The following is a 23,234-nucleotide window of genomic DNA, read 5'->3' on the forward strand; positions in this document are numbered from 1 at the left end:
TTTATGGACAGGCGCGAGTTCTTGAAAATCCTTTCGGCGACGGTGGCGGGTTTTGCGCTGTTCGGGTGCCGCGACGGCCTGCTCGGCGATATGCCGGTCAAGGGCGCGCGCCTCAAGCTCGCTGACTTCGAGAACGAGGTGAAATTCGCCCTCTCGAAGATGAAGCCCGGTATGGAACTCGTGCGCGTGCCGATGCCCGCAGCGCTCAAGACTCCCGGTGCCTCGCAGGAGAACCGTTTTGGCATGGCTATCGACCTGGATGCCTGCGATGCCTGCGGCAAGTGCGTGCTTGCCTGCATCCAGGAGAACAACATCCCGCTTAGTGCTCCCGAGCGTGCGAACCGCGGGCAGTTCATGCACTGGATAGAGATGTGCGGCGGTGCGCCCGCGATGTGCTTCCACTGCGGGGATGCCCCCTGCGAGAAAGTCTGCCCGACGGGGGCCGCGAACCACACTCCCGATGGCGTCTCTGCGATGATGTACAAGCGCTGTACCGGGAGCCGTTTTTGCGGTGCGAACTGCCCCGTGCATGCCCGCAAGTTCAATTTCGATGACCCTGTGGCTTCGGGCCGTTCGCTCAAGTTTAACGCTGGCGTTCCCGTGCGCGAGAAGGGCGTGATGGAAAAATGCTCGCTGTGCCTGCAGCGCCTGCAGGATGCGCGTCACGACTTCAAGGCGCTCCATCCGGGAGAAAGTTTTCGCGGGCGCGGCGTGACCACCGCCTGTGCCGCCGCGTGCCCCAAGAACGCGATTATATTCGGCAACTGGCTCGATGAAGGTTCCCCGCTGGTAAGGGCGGCGAAGGACCGCGTGCTCTATGCCCCGAAGGCAGTCGCCTCGCTTGACCCGTCTATCGTCTACATGAGGGGGCATCGTTGATTTTCCGCATCCTCCTATATGCGGGGCTTGCGCTCCTGTTGCCCGGCCTTGCCGCGCTAGGGTATTCCCTCTGGGAAGGCCCTGCCGTGTGGTCGCTGGACACGCATACCTTCTGGGGAACTCCCGTAAGCCTGTTCGTTTTCTGGATAGGCATCGCCCATGCGGGTACACTCATTTCTGCGATTCTCCTTGCGCTCGGCGTGCCGCTCGATCGCCGCACCTCGATGCTTGCCGAACTCACGACTCTCTGCGCGCTCCTGGTCGCCGCGATATACCCGCTCATGCATCTCGGTGTGGTGGAAAACTTCTACATGGTCATCCCGTTTCTGGATGCACGGGGGAGTTTCGCGAACGTGCGTTCCCCGCTGGTGTGGGACTTCTGCTGCATCGCCATCTATGCGGTACTCTCGCTCGTGTTTTTCGCGATTCACCTGTTTGCGGATAGGTCGCAGGCGCTGGAAGATGTGCGTCGCCCGATGGCATGGCTACTCTTCCCGCTGGTGCTCTGGGTGCACACGATTGTGAGTCTCGATTTTGCGGTGACGTTCGTGCCCGAGTGGCGCGGGGCGTTTTTCCCGCTGTACTTTATCGCGGGTGCCATCTATTCGGGCCTTGCGATGGTGAACGTGCTGCTTGTTGCGGAAGGCTGCCGCGTGCGCCTGCTCGAAAAGCTCATGATGGTCGGTTCCTTCGTGATGCTCGTATTCTGGGCTTGGAACTTCGCGTTGAAGGGGGACTGGAACTTCTCGGTGTTCGCGTTCGGGGCGCTGTTGCCGCAACTCTGGTGGGTGTCTGCCGTGCGCGAAAGCCCCATCGGGCGGCTTGCGATTTCGATCTCGGTACTTTTCGGGCTCTGGCTGGAACGCTTCTTCCTGGTAATGCCCGCCGAACCGCGCGGCTTTGGGTATGTCGATGCGGGCCTTGTCGCTTTTTCCATCGGGTTGTTTACAACGTTGCTTGTGATTTTGCGTGTAAAGTTGCGTAAGCCCATCGAGGGCGGGGAACTTCTTTTCGGCGAACTGGAAGAGGCTTCTGCGCCGGTTGTGGAACCCCATACGGAACCGCTCACGAGCCGCGAGTTTATCGTGTTGCGCTTCCCGTTGTTGCTGGGCGTGCTCGTGGCGCTTGTCTACACGCTCTGGGCGGTGTCGCAGCCCGTGTTCGATACGGTGGCGGTCGCTATCCCGAACGTTGCCCCGCTATTCTACCCGATTGTGGCGCTGGTGGCCGCTATTGCCCTATGCATACGCCCGGTATGGCAGGCGGTTTCGGCGCACAATGCAGATGGATGCGGTTCCCGTTACCTGAAAATCGCCTTTGCTATATGTGTACTTATGTTTGCGTTTTTTGCGGGAGTGTTTTATGCGGGCGGTTCGTCTGCGCCCTCGAAATTCACGAGCTATGCGCAGGTCCCGGGGGAGGCGGACAGTGGCGCGTTTGATACGCTGCGGACGCGCGCGGTATGGAACGCGCGATGCAGCGGATGTCACGGGACGGACGGCAAGTTCAACGCGAAGTTTGTCCGCGAGTTCTACCCGGTTCCGCAAAAGTTGACTGCGGCTCGTCTCGATTCCCTCGGGGAGGATTCTCTGGTACACGTGATTATGTACGGGCGCACGAACATGAACCCGTATGGTGACCGCATTACCGAGGCTGAAGCCCGCGCCCTCGTGCGATACATGCGCTCGCTTGCCCCGGAGGACATCCCTGCACCCGAGATAAACGATTCGACGCACGAGATAAACAATTCGACGCCCGAAACAAACGATTCGGCGGAGGTTCTACAATGATCCCGCTGATGAACGCTGTCGCCTGCCTCCTCGCGCTCGCCATGGCCCAGTTCTTCTGGCGCCGCCCCATCCGCCTGTTCAAGGAGGCGTTCTTCTTGCTTGCCGCCGTAGTCGTGTTCTGCGTCTACGCCTACTTCTCGGGCGACATGAACGACCCTGCGATGGAATCTTACCCCTTCCGCATGTTCGCGCTGGCCCTGTGCTTCTCTACGACGGCCCTGCCCGTCAAGCGCCGCCGTTACCTGCTCATGGCTCAGGTCATGTGGTTCTGGGTCGAGTTCTTCGGCTCCGTGTCGCTCTTCTACCACGGCTTCGACATGCCGTGGACACGCCTCTTGGCAATCGCCGTCTCCGTGTTTGGCTCCACGTTCCTCTCGCGCATCTCGCAGGGCATGGAGTTCGCCCTGATGGCTTACTGGATTGCCGTCTGGGTGTTTTTCTAGTTGATTTTGCTCTGGGTGCCTACGGGTCGAGCAACTCGCCGCGGATGACTTCGACGTTCCCGCCGATGAGGCTTATTATGTTCGTCGGGTTAATCTCAATGGGGCCGCAGTCGACCATCATCTCTACGGAATGCTCGAAGGTCTTCCAGATTACGTCGGGCTCGAAGATGTCCTCTTCGCTGAGTTTTGCCGCCGTGCTGAGGATGGGCTTGTCGAAATGCTGGAAGAGTTCCTTGAAAAACGGGTGCGTGGGCATGCGGATGCCGATTTCGGGGCGCTTCACGTCGAGCCTGCGGGCAATGTGCGGGTCGGCGGGCAGAATGAAGGTGTAGGGTCCTGGCACGCGCGGCTTCATGATGTTGAACGCGAAGTTGTCGATGCGGGCGTACTCGGTCGCACTGCGGATGTCGGGGACGATGAGCGCCATGAAGAACTTCTTCATAGGCTTTTTGAGGGCGTAAAGCTTGTGGATTGCCTTCGGGGATTCTGCATTGCAGCCGATGGCATAGCCCGATTCGGTGGGGTAGAGTACCAGCGCGTCGTCTTCGAGGGCTGCTGCAGCGAGTTTCACGATTCTCGCCTGCGGGTTGTCTGGATGTACTTCAAAACGCATGGCGATAATATAAAAATATGGCTGGATTTTGCATCGTCATCCTCGCGACTTGTGCTGAGTTTTGTCGAAGCAAGGCGAGGATCTTTAGGGCAGATAGTTTATCTCGCTAGCACTGCGGAATCACTTGGGTGCCTTCGAAAGCGTTCTTGATGTGTGCGAATTGCACGGGCGTCTGGTACATGCGCGCGGTGAGGACGTCGAAACGGCATGGCTGGTCAAAGCCCCTGGGCGCTTCTTCGCGGTGTGTGTGCAAAAAGTGGCACGCCGTCTGCCAGATTTTCCGTTGCTTCTGCACGTTCACGCGTGCGGCGGGATTCCCTTCGCCGGTTTTCCATACGGATTTTACCTCTACGAAAACAATCGTTTCGCCCTGCTTTGCAACGATGTCGAGTTCGCCGCCGCGATAGGCGTAGTTACGGGCGAGGACACGGTACCCTTCTCGCAAGAGGTACGCGGAGGCGTGTGTCTCGACGAGGTTTCCTTTGGATTTGCTGTTCAATGGAGCTCCATGCCGAGCAGGCGCATTTCAGAAATGGCGAAGTCCTTGTTTTCGGCGTCGTAGGCTTCGTCGAGGTAAATCTTGATTTCGCTGGTTTCCATCGCCTGGATTTTCGGATACTGCATGCCCTTGATGTTTTCAAGCGTCACCTTCTGCTTGAAGCCTTCCTTGGTCTCGAAGGTGAGCGTCTTCGGCTTCTTGAAGATGCGGAAGCGGTCGCCGAATGGGTCGTCGACCGATTTCTGGTAACCTACGGCAAATCCGACGTGCGTGATGAGCGTGATATTGTCGAAGAACAGCGTGAGTACCGGGTTCTGCGGCTTGGCAGGCATGGCGTTGAGCCAGGCCGTCTTGAGGTCGCCATCGGTGAGGTTGTCGATGGGGTAGCCACCCGAGATGTCGGCTTCGATGGCTGCGGTCTCGTGGTTGCCCATCGCATCGTCCCATTCAATCTCCGTAAGCATCCTCTCGGGCTTGTGCGTGAGCATCAGGAGAACGAGGAGCAGGATGATGAGCGGGAACAGCGAGATGGCAAGCGCGGTTAAACGCCTGCGGATGACGCGTACGTGCGATGGGAGGCGGGTGGCCGCTTCGGCAATCGAGGCGGGACCGTGCCGCAGCAGGGAGCCCTTCTTGCCGATCTTTACGCTTCCGTGCGTTTCTTTTTGCGGGAAAACCTGGTCGCATTCATCGAGGAATTCCTGCATGTCGTGGAAGCGTTCGTTGAGCTTTTTCTTAAGGCACTTGAGGATGAGCTCGGAGAGTCCCGGTGGCATGTCGGGGCGGAACTGTTTGGGATCCGGGGGAGGTTCCTGAACGTGCTTGAGCGCAATTTCTACGGGTCGGCTTCCGTTGAAGGGGAGTCTTCCGCAGGTCATTTCGTACAAGATAACGCCCATGCTGTAGATGTCCGACTGGAGCGTCACTTCGTCTCCGTGACATTGCTCGGGGCTCATGTATTCCGGCGTACCCATGGTAACGCCCGTCTTGGTGAGCCTATCCTTTTCCATCTCCTGGATGTACGAAATCCCGAAATCCATCACGTAGACACGGTTGTCGCGCGTGAGCATGATGTTCGAGGGCTTTACGTCGCGGTGGACGATGCCCTTGCTGTGGGCGTAGAGGAGCCCGCGCGCAATCTGGCGGATGATGACCTCGATGGCGTCGAACGGCAGCTTGCTTTGCTTCTGCAATACGTCCGAAAGCGAGAATCCCTGCACGTAGGTCATCGCGATGAACAGCTGGTTGTTCTGCTTTCCGAAGTCGAATACGTGGACGATGTTCTGGTGGTCCAGTTCCTTCATCGCCTGCGCTTCCAGGTAGAACCTCTGGATGGCTTCTTCGTCGGCGGAGGCGTCGAGAATCTTGAAGGCGACTTCGCGCTTGAGCTTTTTGTCGAGGGCTTTGTAGACAAGTCCCATGCCGCCTTTGCCGAGGGTGCCGATAAGGTCGTAGTTCTCGTTGAAGGGCCTGGGAAAATTCTGTGATGCAGGTTCTGTCATTTTGCTTTCTTGGACCGGTAAAGAATCGTTGCGGTAATTATACAAAATAATGCGGCGAGGAGTAGGGCCGCTCCTTTGTTCCAAACGTCATCGGGATGTTCGAGCAGCGTGTTCAGCAGCGAACTTTGGCTATAGCGTGACCAGACGATGTAGGAAAGCCATTTGCCCACCTGTTGCATTTGGTCGAAGGGAACCAGGGCCCCGGCGAGCGCCACTTGCGGGATGATGAGGAGCGGCAAGAAGGCGTTCGCTTGTCCCGAATTGCGCGATAGTGAGCTCACGAGAAGCCCGATGGCGATGGCGGGAGTTGTTGCCGTAACGGCGATTGCCAGGAGCTCGGGAATGTCGTGGTGGATGGGAATGCGGTAGGCGATAAAGGCGTATACAATGACGGTCTGCAGGATGGATACAATCGTGGGGAGGATGAATTTGGCGGAGAGGTAGGGAAGTATGCGGGCCCCCTTGCGGAATTCGCCCTTGATTGTATTTTTTTCCTGAACGATTTCGCGGATGGAAAGCGATAGCGAGAACCAGTTCGCGCAGAGCACGATGGCGAATGCGACTGTCCAGAGCGAGGATGTCCGCGAGAAAATTTGCGAAAAGAGAAAGCCGATGATGAAGGGCTGCAAAAGAAGTGCGGCTAGCTTCCCCTTGTCACGAACCCATTGGCGAAGCATGAGCGCCATGTTGTAGAATAGCGAACCCTTGTGCCGTTGCTTGGTGAAGTAGTAGTGGCTTAGGTTGTTCGAAACCGTGTCCTTGCTGATGATTCCTGATTTTTGCCAAATCGAAGATGAATCCGTAGAGAGGTTCGAGAGGATTTCGTCAGGATTGCTTGTCTTGAAGAACTGGTATGCTCCTTGCGGGCTGCCGTAGAAGCACTGTTCGCCTTGATGGATGACGAGCACTTTGTTCGCAATGCGGAGCGCCTCGTAACTGTGCGTGGTGAGGATAATTGTGTGCCCGAGAAAGGCGAGCTGCTTCAGGTGCGAACACAGGATGCGGGAGTTGAATGGGTCGAGACCCGAAAGCGGCTCGTCGAGGATGATGAGACCTGGGTTTCCCATGAGTTCCGCTGCGAGGGCGACGCGGCGTATCTCGCCGCCGCTGAGCGTCCTGATGCGGCTCTGCCGCCTGCCGCTCAGCCCGAAAAGTTCGCAGAACTTTTCGAGTCGCCCGTCCGCGCTTTCGCGAAAGTCCTTTGCGTCAAGCGTAATGCGGGCGCCATGGCGGAGCGTTTCGTCGACGGTCAGGTCGCTGCGGAGTGGCGGATCCTGTTCGAGAATGGCGATGCGTTCGCGAATCTGGCTGTGGCGGTAGTCGACGCCGCCTATGGTGACTTCGCTTCTTTCGCCCTTGCGGTAGGTGCCTTCGAAGAGTTTCAGTAGGCTTGATTTTCCCTGTCCCGAGCGTCCGATGATGGCGAGTATTTCGCCGGCGGGGAGGTCGAAGTCGATACCCGACAAGAGCTGCTTCTTCCCCGCGTATACGTCGAGGTCCCGGACGTGCAATTCGAACCCTGCTCCCGCTTTTCGCATGAAGAGCTTCCCATCCCTGACGCTCATTTCCGTCTGGTCGAATCGGATTCCTTCGCCGGGGCGGAGCCCTATTTTTTTCCTGCTCTTGCCTTCCTCGTCTATGATGGGGTGCTGGAAACGGATTTCGGCGCCGTCTCCGTCCTTGCGCACTTGGATGGGTTTTGTCGAACCGTCCTCGCCTAGATCCACCATGCAGAATTTGTCTTCGAGCGGTTGCTCCTGGACTTCGTCGTTGATGTCGTAAAGCAGGAGGGAAAGTTTGTCTTCCTTGATGTCGACCCTCAGCCTCTTGACCCCGATTCCGATGATGTCGCCGTCGTGAAGTTCGCTTTCGTTTATCTGGGCTTCGTTCAGGAGGGTGAAACTGTTTTCGGTAAGGCTGCGGATTTTCCAGACGGCTCCGTTCGGACCTTGCTCTCGTTCAATGACGGCATGTTCCCTGGATACAAAACGCTCCGAGAAGCGGAGGTCACTTCCTTCTCTGCGCCCGATGGTGAAGGGCTTGCTTGTATCTGGCGTAATGATTCTGAACATGGCCGCTTACCGCCGCATTACTTGAGCTCTTTGATTCCGTTCTCGAATCTTTCGCAGGCTTTTGCCAACGTCTCGTCGCTTGCCGCATACGAGAACCGCACGCAGCTGTCGTCTCCGAAGGCGGCTCCCGGCACGATGGCGAGTCCCTGTGTCTCGAGCAGGTATTTGCAGAAGTCAATCGAACTGTTTACGGCTGCACCTGCGGGCGTCTTTTTGCCGTAGAGCTTTGCGACGGGCGCGAACAGGTAGAATGCGCCTTCGGGCGCGGAGATGCTTTCGCCGAGGATTCTCGAAACCTGCGATACCATGAAGTAGCGCCTCCTGCGGAATGCCGCGCGCATCTTATCCACTTCGCCCATGCCCATGCGGAGAGCTTCGAGGGCTGCATATTGCGCGATGTTGCTCGGGTGGTGTGTTGCCTGTCCCTGAATTTTGCCGATTATCTTTGCAATCGGAGCGGGGGCGGCGTCGTATCCGATTCTCCAGCCCGTCATGCAGTGCGATTTCGAGAACCCGTTCACGACGATGGTTCGTTCGGCCATCCCGTCGAAACTCGCAATGCTTGCGAACTGTGCGCCATAGACGAAGTATTCATAAACCTCGTCGGAGATGCAGTAGATGTCGTTCTTGACGATGACTTTAGCGAGGCCGGCGAGTTCTTCGTGCGAATACACGCTTCCGGTCGGGTTGCAGGGGTTGTTGATGAGGATCGCCTTCGTCTTTTCGGTGATGGCGCTCTGCAACTGCTCCGCGGTCATCTTGAATTTGTTCCCGATGGTGGTCGGCACGAACTTGGGAACGCCGCCGAGCCACTTCACGAGTTCGGGGTAGGTGACCCAGTAGGGGGCGGGAATGATGATTTCGTCGCCCGGGTTTACGAGGGCCGCGAGTGAATTGAACACGGCGTGCTTCGCACCGCTAGTCATGATGATCTGTTCGGGAGCGTAGTCGAGGCCGTTGTCGCGCTTGAGCTTGTTGCAGACTTCCTTGCGCACCTCGAGAATCCCGACGGGGGCGGTATAGCGCGTCTTGCCATCGGTAATCGCCCTGGTGGCGGCATCGCAGATGGGCCTTGGAGTCGGAAAGTCGGGTTCGCCCGCGCCGAGGCTGACCACATCTTTGCCTTCGGCGATCATTTGCTTGGCGAGCGTATCGATGGCGACAGTGAGCGATGCTGCGATATTTTCTGTTCGTGTCGAAAGGGGACGTGTCATTTTGACTCTTTCTTCTTTTTCCAGATTCGGTAGTTGTCGAGGATTCCGGCAATCAGCGGGAAGGTGGTGAACTGTGCAAGCGCAATGCAGGCGAGCCCCAGTAGCAAGACCTGGCCGATGCTGCGGAGTCCGGGATGGGATGATATGATAAGGCTGAAGGAGGCGATGAACGATGCCGCCTGGCTCAGGAGGATGCCGAAGAACTTTGTCTGGAGGACCGTGATGGCTGTCCCTGCCTGTTTCGTGTAGAAGGCGCTCCAGAGCTGCAGCGAACCGTCGACGCTAGCCCCGATGATGAGGGGGAATGCGAGCGAACTGTAGAACGAAAGCTCGATGCCGAGCAGCCTAATGAGGATCAGCAGCCAGCTTATGGCGAATACCGAGGGGAGGAGGGTGAATATGGCCCTGCTGAATCGGTTGTAGAACATGAGCAGGAAGAACCATACGAGGAAACTTCCAATCCAGAGGGTCTTGTCCAGGTTTTTGAGGATGAGGTCGAGGACGGTTGCGCGGATGACGGGTTCCCCGGTCATCAGGATACCTTCCTTTTCCGGGCCCCTGATCTTGTCGAGGTTCTCGTTCAGCCTGCGGCACGCGAGTCCGTCGTCTGGATCGATATTGTGGAAAATGAAAGAGAAAACGCCGCGGTTCCCGTTCTTGTCGCTGAACTTGACTTTCACGTTGTCAGGCAGGTCCTCGTCGTCGACCTTCCTGTTCGAAAGCGCCTCGGCCATAAAGTCGTAGGCTTTCTTCTGCTTTTCGTCGAGATCCTTGACGTCGATTCCTTTCGCGAAAGCCTCCAGCGTGTCGAGTTTCTGTTCGCGAGAAACGCTTGCGTGCGGAACAGTCTTGGCGAGCGTGTACATCTTCTGGACGTTCGGGATGGCGCCTTTCTTCTTTAGCTGCTCGAAGTTGCGGTAGAGCTCCGTGCTTGCCTCTGCGCTTGTTGTCTCGACGATGATGGGGTCGTATTGCGGGAATCCGGTCTGGGCGAGGAGGGAATCGGCCGTGCCGGTTGTCTTCTTGATTTCGGTCTTGCTGAAATCGTAGAAGAACTTGAGATTTGACCCTCCGTAGACAAGGCATACGAGGCTAATGATAGACACGATGGCGATGAGGACGACATTGAGCCTATGGGGGAGAAGCGTCACTTTGTGCGAGGACGGATTTATTTTGAATGAGTTGACCGAAAACGGACGGCTCTTCTGGAATACGCGCAGGAGGGCGGTGGCGACAAGGAGGGTGACCATCCAGTTGATGAGTGTCCCGAGGCTCCCTAGGATGGCAAGTTCCTGCAGCCCGGGAAGCGGCACGAACATCATGCATGCAAAGAGGGAGGCCATGATGCACGAGGATGCGCATGTGGAGGGGCCGATGCCGAGAATAGCGCTCTCGATGCAGAGTTGCGGGCTCAGGTTGCGGGCGCGTTCTTCGAAATAGCGCTTGTAGACGTGGTTCACTATCTGGCATGCCTGGCCCGGCAGGATGATGGCGAGGAGCAGGGTGTATAGGTTGATTCTCCCGTAGAGGAGCGATGCGAGGGCGAGCGTGTAGACGATTGGGAGCGCCGTCGCCACCGACGAGATAAATATCAGCTGCGGCTGCCTGTAAAAATTCACGACAAAGAGGAGCAGGATGATGAGGGCGGTAAGTCCGCCCGCTAGCTGGGCTTCGGGAAGGAGCGTCCGTCCGCGGCGGATTGTCTCGAAAACCTTTCCGGTAAAGTAGGATTGCACGTCGCCGCCCTGGATGATTGCGGAGAGGTAGGTGCTGGTCTGCGACAGGAGTTCGCGGCTTGCCTTGAGGTCCGTTAGCGGGTGCGTGGGGTATATCTCTACAACCCGGATGGTGCCGTCGGGATTCGAGTGGCTGCGGTTCATGATTCTCGCGTATTTTTCCTGGAGGTCGTTCACGCGGAATTCGATTTCCTTTTCCGTGGAGGAATCGAGGCCGGCGTCCAGGTCGACGTAGAACGGGTTATTCCTGCTGATGAACTTGTCCCGTATGGGGCGGATGCGGTTGATGGTGGAATCGAGGTCGCTCTCGTCGATATAGAGAAGGCAGTGCCGCGTGTAGTAGTCGGTGTCGGTTTCGAAATCCACGAAGTGGACCAGCGGATCCTTGCGCAACATCTGCGCTAGACTTTTCGCGGTGGTGTAGTTCTGGAGGCTGTCCTTGGAATGCAGGACGACAATGAGGCTCCCGAGCCCGCCGAAGTCGCTTTCGATACGCTTGTAGTCGTTGTTGGACTCGTCGCTGAAGGAGAGCGTGTCCTGCAACTGGAGGTCCCACCGCAGGTTCATGATGGGAAACGCCGAAAGAATGGCGAAAATGGTCCCGAAAAGCAAAACGGCTACAGGAAATCGTGTAAGTCTTCTGGTTATTTTGCTGATTAGGGAAAACATCGGCTATAATATAATTATAAATTAGGATTGAGATGATTCGCTTGCGGCTTTGCATAATCGCCTTTGCCCTTGCGCTGGCCACATCCGCCTTTGCCGAGGCGGATTCTGTGGCCGTTGCCGACTCGATGGCGCACGGTCCCGATTCTTCGGCTACAGTCGAAGAATCCTCCTCGTCGTGGAAACGTTTTTTCACCTGGCCTTTCGAACATATCATCCAGCCGGTGCTGAACGCGGCGGTCTATCCGATAGCGCAACCCCTGCATTACGCGTTCGACAACGGGGTCATCGAGACGGCTGTCGACCTGATTACGTTTGGCGAGAAACGGAACATTCTGCTTTATCCCATAATGAACCTTAAACCCGGCAATTCCACGATGCTAGGGTTGACCTACCGCCACAGGAGCCTGTTCTTTGGCAAGGATTACCTAGTCCTTTCGCCGCAGTATTTCGCGAACGGCGATTTCTTCGTCGACCTGCGCTACACGAAGCACGAACTTTTCGGGACCGACTTGTTCGGGGGCATTCGGCTTCGTAAGTTCTGGGACCGCGACGGGTTCTTTGTCTATCCGGGGACGCGAGAGGACTTTGTCATGCCGGATTCCTCATTCACCATCGACTTGCAGGCGGGCATACCCCTTACGAGCGATGGCCGTTGGAGTCTCGAGCTGCTGGGCACGGTGGATATCGTGGACCGTAGCCTTCCGGGAAATTCGCAGGACAGCATCCTTGTCAGCCGTGATTTTTCCATCGACGACCGCGGCCTTTACCAGTCGTTCCTGATGTTCCCTGTCGGGCTCTCGGTCTTGTTCGACAATCTCGATTTTCCCTTCGCGCCTTCGCGGGGGAGCCGCATGCAGCTGCTGGCCCGTTACTTTTTTGTTGGAAAATACAGCGGGATATCCTTCGATAATGCGGAGGAGCCGGGAAATCGGCCGACAAGGTTTGATTTCGATGATAACGGCATGAACCACGACTTCGTGCGGACGGAATTCGTGTTCCAGCATTATTTCTATTTTGGCAAAGCGCAAAAGTTCCACCTGACAAAAAAAGAGGCGCGACAGAATCGGCGCTTTTACATGGACTTCAACTGGAATGACGCCCTTCGCATGTGGCGGCCCGACAATGTCCGTGAAACCCTGTTCGAAAGGAGGGTGATAGCGCTTCAGTTCAGGATGATAGACAGTTGGGAAATAGAGGAGGGGGGAGCCCCGTTCAAGCTGTATTCTCTCGTCGGGCCGAGGTTTCCGCTGCGAGGGTTCCAGGATTACTATGCGGCCCAGCATGTCATGAGCCTGAGCATGGAATACCGCTGGCCTATCGATTATTATGTGGACGGCGTCCTGTTCAACGAGTATGCGATGTTTTCGCCGACATTCAAGGACTGGTCGGTTCACCGTCTCAACAATTCCTGGGGGTTCGGCGTCCGCGTCCGCAAGCCGGACATGTACTGGTTCCGCGTGCAGCTTGGTTTTCACGGGCTCCATGGCGTGAACCTGGTGCTGACCATCGCGCCCGAATTCAAGTAGGGGCATGGCCCCCGCGTCGCCTAGAAAAGTTCAATCTGGTCGCTTGGTACTTGTTTCTGCGGAATATCGCGGTGGAGCATGGCGTAGGCGTTGCGCGTGGCGATTCTCCCTCGCTGGGTTCGGGAAAGGAGACCTTTCTGGATGAGGTACGGCTCGTAGACTTCTTCTAGCGTGTCGGGCTCTTCGCCCATCGCGGCCCCGATGGTTGTTATGCCGACTGGCCCGCCGTCGAACTTGTCGATAATGAGTCCGAGGATCTTCCGGTCGGTAGGGTCGAGCCCCTCGGTGTCGATTCCGAGCATCTGCAGTGTGCGCTGGGCGGCTTCGAGGTCGATCGTCCCGTTCCCGCGTACCTGGGCCACGTCGCGGCAACGGCGCAGCACCCTGTTCGCGATGCGGGGCGTCCCGCGGCAACGTCCGCCGAGCAGCCTTGCGGCGTCCTCCTCGAGCCCGACACCCAGGATCCGCGCGCTCCGGATAAGGATTTTGACGATGTCGTCCTCGTTGTAGAGTTCCAGCCGGTACTGGAGGCCGAATCGGTCGCGGAGAGGACCCGTGAGCATGCCGCTGCGAGTGGTTGCTCCGACGAGGGTGAAGTGCTTGAGCGGGAGGTTGACGCTACGCGCCGTCGGTCCCGAATCGAGCATGATGTCGAGCCTGTAGTCTTCCATGGCGGGGTAGAGGTATTCCTCGACCACGCGGTTCAGCCGGTGGATCTCGTCGATAAAGAGGACGTCGTTCTCCTGCAGGCTTGTCAGGAGGCCGGCCAGGTCGCTAGCCTTGTCGAGGACGGGGCCGCTCGTGATGTGGATGTTGACGCCCATTTCCTTCGCGATGATTCCTGCGAGGGTCGTTTTGCCGAGACCCGGAGGGCCGGCGAAAAGGCAGTGGTCGAGCGAATCGCCGCGGTGTTTCGCCGCTTCGATGGCGATGGAAAGACTTTCCTTGATGTCTCCTTGTCCCGTGAATTCCGCGAGGCTGGGTGGCCTGAGCGTACGATCCACGTCGTCGCCTTCACCGATTCTTTTTTCGGGCGAAATAATCCGCTGGTCGTCCATGAAAAAACATTCCTCGTTTGTGGTTTGCGATCAAAGATACTTCAAAGCTTCGGGTATGAGGGTCGCCGCATCGGCGGAATCCCCGAGAATTTCGGCCGCCTTGACAACGGCTCTCTCTGCCGCAGGGTCTTTTACGCCGAGAGTGTGAAGGGCGAGGACCGCCTCCATCTTCGCTCCGGTAAGGACGCCCATGCCGGTAATGCCCGAGCCTTCGACATCGCCGAGCGCCTGTAGCATCGCCCCCGCCTTGTCCTTGAGGGTGAGGACCATCTGCTCGCAGGTCTTTTTGCCGAGACCCTTGATTTTGCCGAGGGCGCTTTTGTTGTCGCTTGCCACCATGTTCAGGAGGTCGGCTGGCGAGACTCCGCTCAGGATGCGCTGTGCAAGCTTTGGCCCCACGCCGTTCACGTCGATGAGCATCAGGAACGTGTCCTTTTCGATTCTGTCCGCAAAGCCGAAGAGCGTCATGGAGTCTTCGCGGACCACGAGATTCGTGTGGAGAGTCACCTCGGAGCCTTCTTCGGGCAACTTGCCGGCCGTGTAGGCTGAAATGTTTACTCCGTAACCGACACCGTTCACGTCAACGACGACGAAGGTGGGGGATTTTTCGATAAGGATTCCGCGAATGCGCTCAATCATAAAAACTCCGAATATGCACTTTTGTGCTACTGCACAAATATATACTAATTCGTTGGCTCTGTCAAGTCAAATCGTATTTTTTTTTACAAAATTGCACGGTCACTGCATTCCGACTGCGGTTCTGCTGCGGTTTCAGTGATGGTCACATTTGTGCTGAAACAATGCGCTTTATTGATGTTTTTTACAGAAAATACTTTGCGCACTATTGAAATGGAGGTGCCTGTGGAAATCCAGAGAAAAGTGGTGTATTTAGAGCAATCTAGCCTTCGGAGGTTCTACCTCCGCTCATAAAGAGCCCTTATAAGACATCATCAGCCACTCTTACTGGTTCTGAAACTCGTAAAGTGACTATAAGCCCTTATGGTATTACATTCTATAAAATCAACAGCAATCAAGATGGATGGGAACAATTAAATAGCATTGTTCCAAATGGTTAAAAAATCGCCTTTCATTTTGTCTCATGAAAGGCGATTTTTTGTCTCACAGCAACCGCGCCGTTATATTCGCGCTTTAAACTGCTCCGGCTAAACCGGGGCTTTATTTTTTACGGAATACCGCTCGCAATATGCTTGCAAAAAGCCCGTTACGGGCTTTTTCCCAATAAACAGTTATTGCAATAATTTAACCACTTGAACCGCAAGATGAATTACATCATAATAAAAGGAGCGCAGGTACAAAAAAGCAAATATAATAAAGACTATTGGCATCCACTGACTTTTAGTATATATAATATTTCCCGTCTTATCCGTATAATTTCCTCTACTGATTTTATAAGTATCAATCAAATTACATATTATCTGAATAAACATCAGAGAATACGCAATAAAATAAAACCACACTGGGCCCGACTTATTCATCAACCCATTAAGACATGCAAAGGGCGTTCCACCCATAAGAAAATACACACACGCCCTGCGGTATCGACGGGCAATAACACAATGCAGGCCAAGCCATCCGCCAACTATCGATGCAAAGAAAATCACATACCCCGAAATCTTTATTTTTGACACCTCTTCCATCTCATTTTTTTTGATCCTTCATATTTTCACTATTCCAATTCGTTAAAAAAATACATTTTTACAATATAACAAAAACACAAATATCAATTAAACACAAAGGTTATTTAAACGGACTAGACGGAAACAAATTCGAATTCGTCGGTGAAGATATGTTCGTCATGTTTTAGCTCGGCTCATAAAGAGCCCCTATAAGATAGGAAATACATGTTTCCCGCCTTGCTAGCCTTAATATACGGAAAAAGGCCGCCGATGAGCGGCCTTAAAGAAGGTTTTCTTTTTTAGACTAAACTACAAAATAGTTATCGAATAAAAGCACCATATAAAAGCAGCCCTACTATAATAAGAATAAAAAAGACAAATTGTTTTCGGCCACCCATCATGTAGTAAGCAATCTCAACAACAAACATCACTATTCCGAAAATTATGTCTTTTGTTTCCATTGTATTCCCTTAATGCTGGCTGAACTTTTTGTTTTATCTCCGCTCATAAAGAGTCCCTATAAGATGAACATCTTTTAAGCGACAAAATTCTGAAGAGGTCTAGCATATCTCACAGAATCTGCAAAAATGCACACAATCGCATAAACGACAGATACAGGAATATTAATCGCCAAAATCATGCACGGACCATAGTAAATAGCCCCTGTATCGCCAAGAAAAAACGCACCAATTACAGAAACAACCGTCGTAACAACTATTCCTGCAACCCACATTCTCGAAGCATAAAGGCCGCGTTTAGTCCCAAACAAAGAGCCTCCATCAACAAACACGCTTTCGACAATGTACGTATATACATAAAACGGAAGCAGGCTAAAGACATAAACAACAAAGCTGTCCGTCCAAACAGGCGAAAGAACTCCGAACACAAAAAGAACAAGCGGCAAAACAGCGCAAACAAAATTTATTTTGCACTTAGACGGCATTTTGCTCGTTTTAATTATGTTCATCGTCATTTTCATGGTAAACCCCGTCTCACACCATTAATATATATAAAAAAGTGTCAAAATTCAACAAAATACGCAAAAATCGGCTTTTCCTTATTCCAATCAGGGATAAAAAAAGCGACCCAATACAGGTCACTTTTTCGGTTTTATCAATTCGGCATATTTTTTCGCCATTTCGAGGCTATACTTAAGTTTTACCTCGGCTCATAAAGAGTCCCTATAAGATAATAAATCTCATTTCTTCTTGGAAATTAGTGTATCAAAGTCTTCCTCCTCTTTAGGCTCCTCTTTGCCAGAAAGAATTTCATCAAATGTTAGTTCCCGTTTCTTTTTCTCTATTAAATTCATGGGAATTATCGTGATTTCAGGAGATATTGCAATAGCAGAACAAAACATCCAAAATAAAAAAGCCATTCCCCAACGACAATGCGTAAATCTTTCTCCGTAAACGTAAGGAACCAACAACGCAAAAATAATCGCACACAACAAAGCTATCAAAAGTCTTATTATGATTTTTTTCTTCTTCATTTATTTTCATTCCTCTATATCTTTCAAAATTTCATTTGCAAAAGCTTCGGCCACCTCACGAGAATCGGACGAGTTGTAAGTTTCACCTCGGCTCATAAAGAGCCCCTATAAGACTATCGCCAACTTTTAATGCTGAGGGATAATACAATCTTCCAATAGTCTAGTAAATCCGGCGAATCCATCTTTCTGTTGACTTAAAACCCCATTGCACGTGCCATTGTCTTCCATCAACTTTGTTCAAAAGTATAAACTGATACATGTTTTGAGTTGGATAAAGTTCAAATGAACCACATCCATAGTCATTCCATTCATTAACCAAACTTTTTTCATTTAAAGTATAAGTTCCCTCTTTACCATCTTCAAGACCCCACTGAACCATGTGCATGATTCCCGTTCTTGTATCCAGCTTTATAAAATTGTACATGTTTGTTGTTGAATATAATTTGTAACGGTCATAACAACGATTATTCTGAACTTGATTGTCTATTGTTTCCTTTAGTTCTTGTAAAGATTGTGCTACTGTTTTTTTGGGGGGAACATAATCTTCTGTCCCATTGTTAGTTTCGTTATCTGGTGCACCCAAAGCTACAACAGATAAAAGCATTAAAAATGACACTATTTTCTTCATGATTTCGCCCTTGTCAAAAAAGCTAAGTTTTCCCTCGGCTCATAAAGAGCCCCTAAAAGATTTTTTTTGAATATACCTTATTTTATGCGGGTTCGCAAGCGGTTGGACTCTGAAAAAAAGTAAAACAGGGTGATTACCTAGATGCAAAGGCGCTTTCCATAAAGGACTGCTCGTTTCGGGAAATCCCGTTCTTTGTTGCGATTTTACGCCAGTTTGCGCTGACGATTTTTTGCATTTCAGTAATGGCTGCTTTTGCCTTTGCCGCAGGTAATCCGTAAAGTTCGCAAACATCCTGGGCGAGTTCCAATGATAGTGTGGAATCGTTGTCAGAAATATTCAGCGAAAGGAATTCTCCGTACGGATTCGGGTTTACATCGAACAGGGGCGAAAGCATCCACCCTTTTTCGGACAAGAGAAAACCATGGTTGCGCAAGTGGTCGTCGGTATTGGACACGAGGATGTTGAACACAATCCGTTTCCAGAGTTCAAGAAGGTCCTTTTTGGGCGCTGCTCCGGCAGACTTGATGAAGGAGGCGATTTCGGTGTATCCGCAGTCATCGTCCCCGTCTGTGTGGCCGAGCAGGGCCATAGCCGACGTGAAGTGGATTCTCCGACCGGACTCTCGGTCAAATCTTTTTACGAGAAAAGTGGAACCGTATCGCGAAAATTTTTCAAGGCGGCTTTCTGAAACGTTCAATCCGCACATTTCCGCAAGTTCATAGACCGTTTTTTCCCAAGCGCCGCAGTTTATCTTGTCGTTCTTGGAAGGAAACTTTGCTATCCAAAGGCTGCCATCCGGTGCAATGACGTTTGCTTTTGGGCGTGCGCCCCCTAACGAGGAACCCGGCGCAATTAGCATCTGTAGCCATTTGTCCGAGTGCGTGGTGTCGCTTTCGAATGCGGCTACGGCGTCGTTTAGTTTGCGGAGGGCGACCCACGGAGGGGCTGCCATGTCGGAATCGTCCGAAAGGAAGGGGCCGTCCTCGTTCGCTTTGAACCGCAAAGCTCCCATGCGTGACATGTCGTGGACGCCGAGCAGGTAGTCGCTTTCCATGAGTTTTCGGGGCTTTCTCGATTCGGAACGGGCGATTATGGATTCCCGCCGGTCCATGAGCGTGCGTCCCCACCGGTCGGGGCACGAGTCTTCGAATATGCCGAAAAGTTCCTTGCCGACAGGAGCGAACTGCCGACCCTTGAAAAGGGACAGGTCCGGGTCCAGCATAAAGCTACCGGAGTGCTTTAGCCATTCGTTGTCGTACTCGAATGAACAGACTTCTTTGCCTCTTGCGCCTTCCACAAAGAGCGTGCCGATGCGCGTGGGGGCTGCGCGCAGCCAGTTCTCGTAAACCAAAATCTGCTTCACTTGCCCTCCGGGTGATATTTCTTCAGGAGTTCGATGTCGTGGAGTTTTTGTCCGAGTTCGTCGTCTGCGGCGACCTTGAGAAGGTCGGTGTCCATGCCGCTTATGGCGTGGAGTACTGCTGCGTAAATGCCGATGGCCACTGCCGCGGAACCTTTTTCCACCGCCCATACCGATGCTCGGCTGACGCCCGCCCTTTCGGCAGCAAGTGCGACAGAAATTTTACGACGCATGCGAGCCAGACGGATCTGTTCTCCCATCTGTTCAAGGATTTTACCGGTTTTCGGCAGTAGAGTTACGCTTTTTTTGCCCATGATGTCAATAAATATATATTGTTTTGATTAAATTGTCAATAAATATTGACAAAATGGAACGGTTTTGAAGAATGGAGGGGATGAAATTTGAACTTTGAATGAGTTTTACCTCGGCTCATAAAGAGCCCCTATAAGATCTACTTTCTAAATGTGCCTTATTTTATGAGGGTTCGCAAGCGGTTGGACGCTGAAAAACGCTGTTTCTTGTTGCGAAAAAATCAATGGTATTGGATTGTTGGGTGGTTGACGAATGTCTTAAGGGAGTATAAATTTAGAGTGTAATGTGTGGAAAGCGAGGACCTATGAAAAAATTCATAACAATTCTTGCCTGTGCCTTGTGCCTCACCGCCTGCGGTGACGACGACAGCAGTTTTGCCCCGCGCCCGGACGATGATTCTTCGATTGAGTCGTCTTCGTCCAGCGTCACACCGAAGTCGAACGATAGTGAGACAAGTGTGTCCAGTAGCAGTACTAAGTCCAGCAGTAGTGTAAATTCGAGTAGCAGTTCAGCCGAATTATCATCTAGTTCGGTGACTTTGGCGACACCGTGCAAGACAAAAACCGAAGACAACTGCGAGTATGGCGAGCTGGTTGATGACCGTGATGGTCAAGTTTATAAGACGGTGAAAATCGGTGATCAATGGTGGATGGCGCAGAACCTGAACTACGAGACAGATAACAGTTTCTGCTATAATGATAGTGCTAGTTATTGCGAAAAAATAGGAAGGCTTTATCTGTGGAGCGCAGCCATGGACAGCGTGGGCGAGTGGAGTGCAAATGGCAAGGATTGCGGTGCTGATAAGACTTGTTCGTCGTTCTACCCTGTTCGCGGCGTTTGCCCTGAAGATTGGCATCTGCCGACTCAAACGGAATGGAGAGCCCTGTTCATGGCGGTGGGCGGAGAAACGACTGCTGGCAAGGTTCTCAAATCCACGTCTGGGTGGAATCGTAATGGCAACGGCACGGATGCGTTCTCGTTCTCGGCGTTGCCTGCTGGCAACAGGTCCGACTATGGGAGTTTCATCAAAGGGGGCGGCAGCGGCGCAGAATTCTGGAGTTCTACAGAGTACAATAGCTACGGCGCGTACGACATACACATGAACTACAACGACGGCATTGCGTACGGGGGCAACAGCAAGGGCTATGGGTACTCCGTTCGTTGCCTCAAGGACTAGAAGCTTCAAAACAAACGGAAAAACAATTCAAGTCCTTGCAGAGGCAAATAAAATTTGTTCGGGTACAGATGAAATTTGCAGCGACCCATAAAATACCGAAAGCAATCAACGAATTGGACATTATCGACCTAGAATATTCAGGATAAGGCTGACCGTTAACATTTTTTAGTGTATTTTTAAAGCTGGATGTGTGGAAAGCGAGGCGTTATGAAAAGAAACGACGTGGTTTTTGCACTTTCTGCACTGCTGGCGGGGCAGGCCCTTGCGGCCGACTGGTACGCGAAGGAGACGCGCTGGGCGGGGCATGACCCGGACATCATCCGTTACGAGGACGGCTACGCGCTTGCGACAACGGATAACCACATGCTCATGCAGTTCTCCGAGGACGCGCTGAACTGGAAGAACGGCGAGCCCGCCATGCCGGAATTTTCGAAGTGGCTTTACGACTACGCCCCGAACATGATCGACATCTGGGCGCCGGACATTCATTACATTGGCGGGGAATACCGCATGTACTATTGCGGTTCCGAGATGGGCATCCGCTCGTCGGGCATGGGGTTCATGTCGAGCAAGGAAATCGACCCGACAAAGCCCGGCTACGGCTGGACGGACCAGGGCGAAGTGATTCACACGGTCAAGAGCGACGCCTACAACGCGATTGACGCGGCAGTGCTGAAGGACAACGATGGCAAGGTCTGGATGGCGTTCGGTTCGTGGGGCACGGGCATCCACATTTTGGAACTGAACGAAGAAACAGGCAAGGTGAAAGACGGTGCGAAGATGATCAACATCGCGAACCGTGGCGGCTCGGGAATCGAGGGCGCAAGCCTCATCGAGCACGACGGCTACTACTACCTGTTTACGGCGTGGGATAACTGCTGCAAGAAGGGCGCGGACCTCGAGAACAATTCCTACAAGACGACGGTGGGGCGCTCCAACCGCATTGACGGTGGGTACGTGGACCGCAGCGGCAAGAAGTTGCTGGATGGCGGCGGCACGATTCTGTTGAGCCGTTACGGACGCTACTACGGGCCTGCGGGCGGCGAGGCGTTCCAGGACGTGAACCGTCAGCGCTTCGTGAACCATTACTACGACAAGAACGACGGCGGTAACTCTTACATACAAGTTCGCGACATCGTCTATACCGACGACGGTTGGCCGGAACTGGGACAGCCGTTCCTCGGGCGTTACCTGAGCGCAGAGGCGGAACATGGCGCCTTGACGCACGTGGATATTTCGAGCAGCTCCGATGCTTCGAACGGAGAATTTTGCGCCTACATCAACTACGAAGACAGCAAGATTCGCCTGCCGATGATTATCCCGCAGGCGGGCGATTACCTGATTCGTTACCGCTACGACAACAACTGGACCGAAGACGGTGCAAACGGTAGCTCGCATTTTGTGAGCGTCAACGGCAAAAATCAGGAAGTGGAGCTGCCGTTGACAGGCGCATGGAGCGCTTTCCCCGAGAAGTCGGTGGTGTACATCCCCGCGAAACTCAAGCGCGGCTCGAACTTTATCGAGATTACGAAGGGCAAGCACTATGCGGAACTTGACCGCCTCGACTTCTTGCGCATTATCCGCGACACGATTCCGGCGAACGGCTTTGACAACGGCATCCGCGTGCGTCTGACTGCGGACGACGAGTTCGCCATCAAGGACGGCGGCTACGCGATTTTCGAGAACGTGATTACGGATTCCATCGTGGGCCCGGGCGTGCTTGTGCAGGTGAAGAACGGAGCCGGCGGTACGCTGAACATCCGCAAGGATAGCAAGAAGGGCGACGTGATTTCGAAGTGCGAGTTGCCTTCGGCGGGTAACGCGAGCAAGTGGATTGACGTGCGCTGCACCAACCTGCCGGAACTCAAGGGCGTGCAGGACTTCTACCTGACAGCGGAAGGCCTCGGCGGCGAAACGCTCGTAGGCAACATCAAGTTCGACGAGGGCGTGAAGGATTCGACGGATGCAATCCGCCGGATCGATACCCGCGATAATCGTGTTCTCCGTGCTGGAGAAATGCGCCCCCGCAATGGCTACCGCGACCTCAAGGGCCGCCATTTCGACAGACGAATCCGCTATCGCGTGATGTTCTAGGAACGGGGCTTAGCAGTAGTACGAAATCGTCCCAAAGAATTCTTTCCATTTGTTGATGACATCTTCGTTCCTTGCTTCAATAATCCGAAGAATGTTTTGAAGAACTTTCGGATTGATGTGAGAATTGTTGTGTGCAAGAAGGCATTTGCCTGCTTTTGTAATCCAGATTTTGGTGGCGTTAGCAGTGGGAGAGCCTTAGGATACGTGAACGTGAACTGGTTCCAACGGATCGTTTTCGTTGGACCAAAAGTAAACCCAGAAAGAGCCTATTTTAAAGATTTGCGGCATTGCTAAACCCACCTTTCTGAGAGAATTCCATTATCAGATGAGCCGTTGACTCGATCACCTTCTTGTAGCGGTCGAGTTCCTCATCTGAAAAACCGAATATATCTTCCCATGTGTAGGAGGGTAAATAGCATGTCGCCCGATGAAAACCGTCTTTTGCATCGGGTTTTTCGATGTAAACCTTGACTCGGCCGTCGTTGCCCATTTCGGAATGGACAATTTCTGCGTTGTCGTCTAATGTCATGAAG

General features: G+C 53.4%; 20 protein-coding genes and 1 pseudogene. 6 read left to right on the forward strand and 15 right to left on the reverse strand.

Annotated features, from left to right (window positions below):
• The first annotated feature begins 3 nt into the window (after window positions 1-3).
• The 3 genes from B2952_RS04455 to B2952_RS04465 are packed head-to-tail and all read left to right on the forward strand — an operon-like array spanning window position 4 to window position 3,112.
• Window positions 4-879, forward strand: coding sequence for a 4Fe-4S dicluster domain-containing protein (locus B2952_RS04455; RefSeq protein WP_290728030.1), 876 nt, complete (start codon window positions 4-6; stop codon window positions 877-879).
• Complete coding sequence (locus B2952_RS04460; protein ID WP_290728032.1) at window positions 876-2,669, forward strand: c-type cytochrome; 1,794 nt, start codon at window positions 876-878, stop codon at window positions 2,667-2,669. Before B2952_RS04455 ends, B2952_RS04460 begins: the two co-directional genes overlap by 4 nt.
• Window positions 2,666-3,112 (forward strand): hypothetical protein, encoded by a 447-nt coding sequence (locus B2952_RS04465; RefSeq protein ID WP_073115869.1) that lies wholly within the window; start codon window positions 2,666-2,668, stop codon window positions 3,110-3,112. Before B2952_RS04460 ends, B2952_RS04465 begins: the two co-directional genes overlap by 4 nt.
• 19 nt (window positions 3,113-3,131) lie before the next feature.
• Here B2952_RS04465 and B2952_RS04470 read toward each other — a convergent pair whose 3' ends face one another.
• The 6 genes from B2952_RS04470 to B2952_RS04495 form a co-directional block, all read right to left on the reverse strand.
• Window positions 3,132-3,725, reverse strand: a complete 594-nt coding sequence (locus B2952_RS04470; protein ID WP_173381944.1) for an L-threonylcarbamoyladenylate synthase — start codon at window positions 3,723-3,725, stop codon at window positions 3,132-3,134.
• Between the two features lie 106 nt (window positions 3,726-3,831).
• Window positions 3,832-4,224 (reverse strand): YraN family protein, encoded by a 393-nt coding sequence (locus tag B2952_RS04475; RefSeq protein WP_173366218.1) that lies wholly within the window; start codon window positions 4,222-4,224, stop codon window positions 3,832-3,834.
• Window positions 4,221-5,726: a serine/threonine-protein kinase gene (locus B2952_RS04480; protein WP_173366219.1), complete on the reverse strand. Its 1,506-nt coding sequence runs from the start codon at window positions 5,724-5,726 to the stop codon at window positions 4,221-4,223. The genes B2952_RS04475 and B2952_RS04480 overlap by 4 nt, the downstream gene beginning before the upstream one ends.
• Complete coding sequence (locus tag B2952_RS04485) at window positions 5,723-7,798, reverse strand: ATP-binding cassette domain-containing protein (RefSeq protein WP_290728035.1); 2,076 nt, start codon at window positions 7,796-7,798, stop codon at window positions 5,723-5,725. Before B2952_RS04485 ends, B2952_RS04480 begins: the two co-directional genes overlap by 4 nt.
• A gap of 17 nt (window positions 7,799-7,815) precedes the next feature.
• Window positions 7,816-9,012 (reverse strand): pyridoxal phosphate-dependent aminotransferase, encoded by a 1,197-nt coding sequence (locus B2952_RS04490; protein ID WP_290728037.1) that lies wholly within the window; start codon window positions 9,010-9,012, stop codon window positions 7,816-7,818.
• A complete protein-coding gene (locus tag B2952_RS04495; RefSeq protein ID WP_290728039.1) occupies window positions 9,009-11,315 on the reverse strand; it encodes an MMPL family transporter in 2,307 nt (768 codons plus the stop codon). The genes B2952_RS04490 and B2952_RS04495 overlap by 4 nt, the downstream gene beginning before the upstream one ends.
• A gap of 134 nt (window positions 11,316-11,449) precedes the next feature.
• Here B2952_RS04495 and B2952_RS04500 point away from each other — a divergent pair, with 134 nt between their 5' ends.
• Window positions 11,450-12,943: a BamA/TamA family outer membrane protein gene (locus B2952_RS04500; protein WP_290728041.1), complete on the forward strand. Its 1,494-nt coding sequence runs from the start codon at window positions 11,450-11,452 to the stop codon at window positions 12,941-12,943.
• Window positions 12,944-12,963: 20 nt separating this feature from the next.
• Here the strand turns inward: B2952_RS04500 and ruvB are convergent, their stop codons facing one another.
• From ruvB to B2952_RS04535, 7 genes are all read right to left on the reverse strand, one after another.
• A complete protein-coding gene (gene ruvB, locus B2952_RS04505) occupies window positions 12,964-14,001 on the reverse strand; it encodes a Holliday junction branch migration DNA helicase RuvB (protein WP_173366224.1) in 1,038 nt (345 codons plus the stop codon).
• Between the two features lie 30 nt (window positions 14,002-14,031).
• On the reverse strand, window positions 14,032-14,640 hold the full coding sequence (gene ruvA / locus B2952_RS04510) for a Holliday junction branch migration protein RuvA (RefSeq protein ID WP_290728043.1): 609 nt from the start codon (window positions 14,638-14,640) through the stop codon (window positions 14,032-14,034).
• A 1,533-nt stretch (window positions 14,641-16,173) separates the two neighbouring features.
• A complete protein-coding gene (locus B2952_RS04515) occupies window positions 16,174-16,617 on the reverse strand; it encodes a hypothetical protein (RefSeq protein WP_290728045.1) in 444 nt (147 codons plus the stop codon).
• A 219-nt stretch (window positions 16,618-16,836) separates the two neighbouring features.
• The gene (locus B2952_RS04520; RefSeq protein WP_290728047.1) at window positions 16,837-17,130 is read right to left on the reverse strand and encodes a hypothetical protein; all 294 of its coding nucleotides are present in this window, start codon (window positions 17,128-17,130) and stop codon (window positions 16,837-16,839) included.
• 160 nt (window positions 17,131-17,290) lie between these two features.
• Window positions 17,291-17,758, reverse strand: a complete 468-nt coding sequence (locus B2952_RS04525; RefSeq protein ID WP_290728048.1) for a hypothetical protein — start codon at window positions 17,756-17,758, stop codon at window positions 17,291-17,293.
• A 133-nt stretch (window positions 17,759-17,891) separates the two neighbouring features.
• Window positions 17,892-19,121, reverse strand: a complete 1,230-nt coding sequence (locus B2952_RS04530) for a type II toxin-antitoxin system HipA family toxin (RefSeq protein ID WP_290728050.1) — start codon at window positions 19,119-19,121, stop codon at window positions 17,892-17,894.
• A complete protein-coding gene (locus B2952_RS04535; RefSeq protein ID WP_073054531.1) occupies window positions 19,118-19,432 on the reverse strand; it encodes a helix-turn-helix domain-containing protein in 315 nt (104 codons plus the stop codon). The genes B2952_RS04530 and B2952_RS04535 overlap by 4 nt, the downstream gene beginning before the upstream one ends.
• Window positions 19,433-19,734: 302 nt before the next feature.
• On the opposite strand from B2952_RS04535, the gene B2952_RS04540 reads away from it, so the two are divergent.
• Window positions 19,735-20,607, forward strand: a complete 873-nt coding sequence (locus tag B2952_RS04540; protein WP_290728054.1) for a fibrobacter succinogenes major paralogous domain-containing protein — start codon at window positions 19,735-19,737, stop codon at window positions 20,605-20,607.
• A 207-nt stretch (window positions 20,608-20,814) separates the two neighbouring features.
• Entirely contained in the window at window positions 20,815-22,701 is a 1,887-nt protein-coding gene (locus B2952_RS04545; RefSeq protein ID WP_290728056.1) for a family 43 glycosylhydrolase, read from the forward strand.
• Window positions 22,702-22,710: 9 nt separating this feature from the next.
• On the opposite strand, the pseudogene B2952_RS14155 reads toward B2952_RS04545, so the two are convergent.
• Both B2952_RS14155 and B2952_RS04550 read right to left on the reverse strand, forming a co-directional pair.
• Window positions 22,711-22,989 (reverse strand): annotated as a pseudogene (locus B2952_RS14155) (DUF4160 domain-containing protein).
• The gene (locus B2952_RS04550) at window positions 22,973-23,230 is read right to left on the reverse strand and encodes a hypothetical protein (RefSeq protein WP_290728058.1); all 258 of its coding nucleotides are present in this window, start codon (window positions 23,228-23,230) and stop codon (window positions 22,973-22,975) included. The pseudogene B2952_RS14155 and the gene B2952_RS04550 overlap by 17 nt, the downstream one beginning before the upstream one ends.
• Window positions 23,231-23,234 lie beyond the last annotated feature (4 nt).

The organism is Fibrobacter sp. UBA7003, from assembly GCA_002449765.1.
Taxonomy (GTDB): Bacteria; Fibrobacterota; Fibrobacteria; order Fibrobacterales; family Fibrobacteraceae; genus Fibrobacter.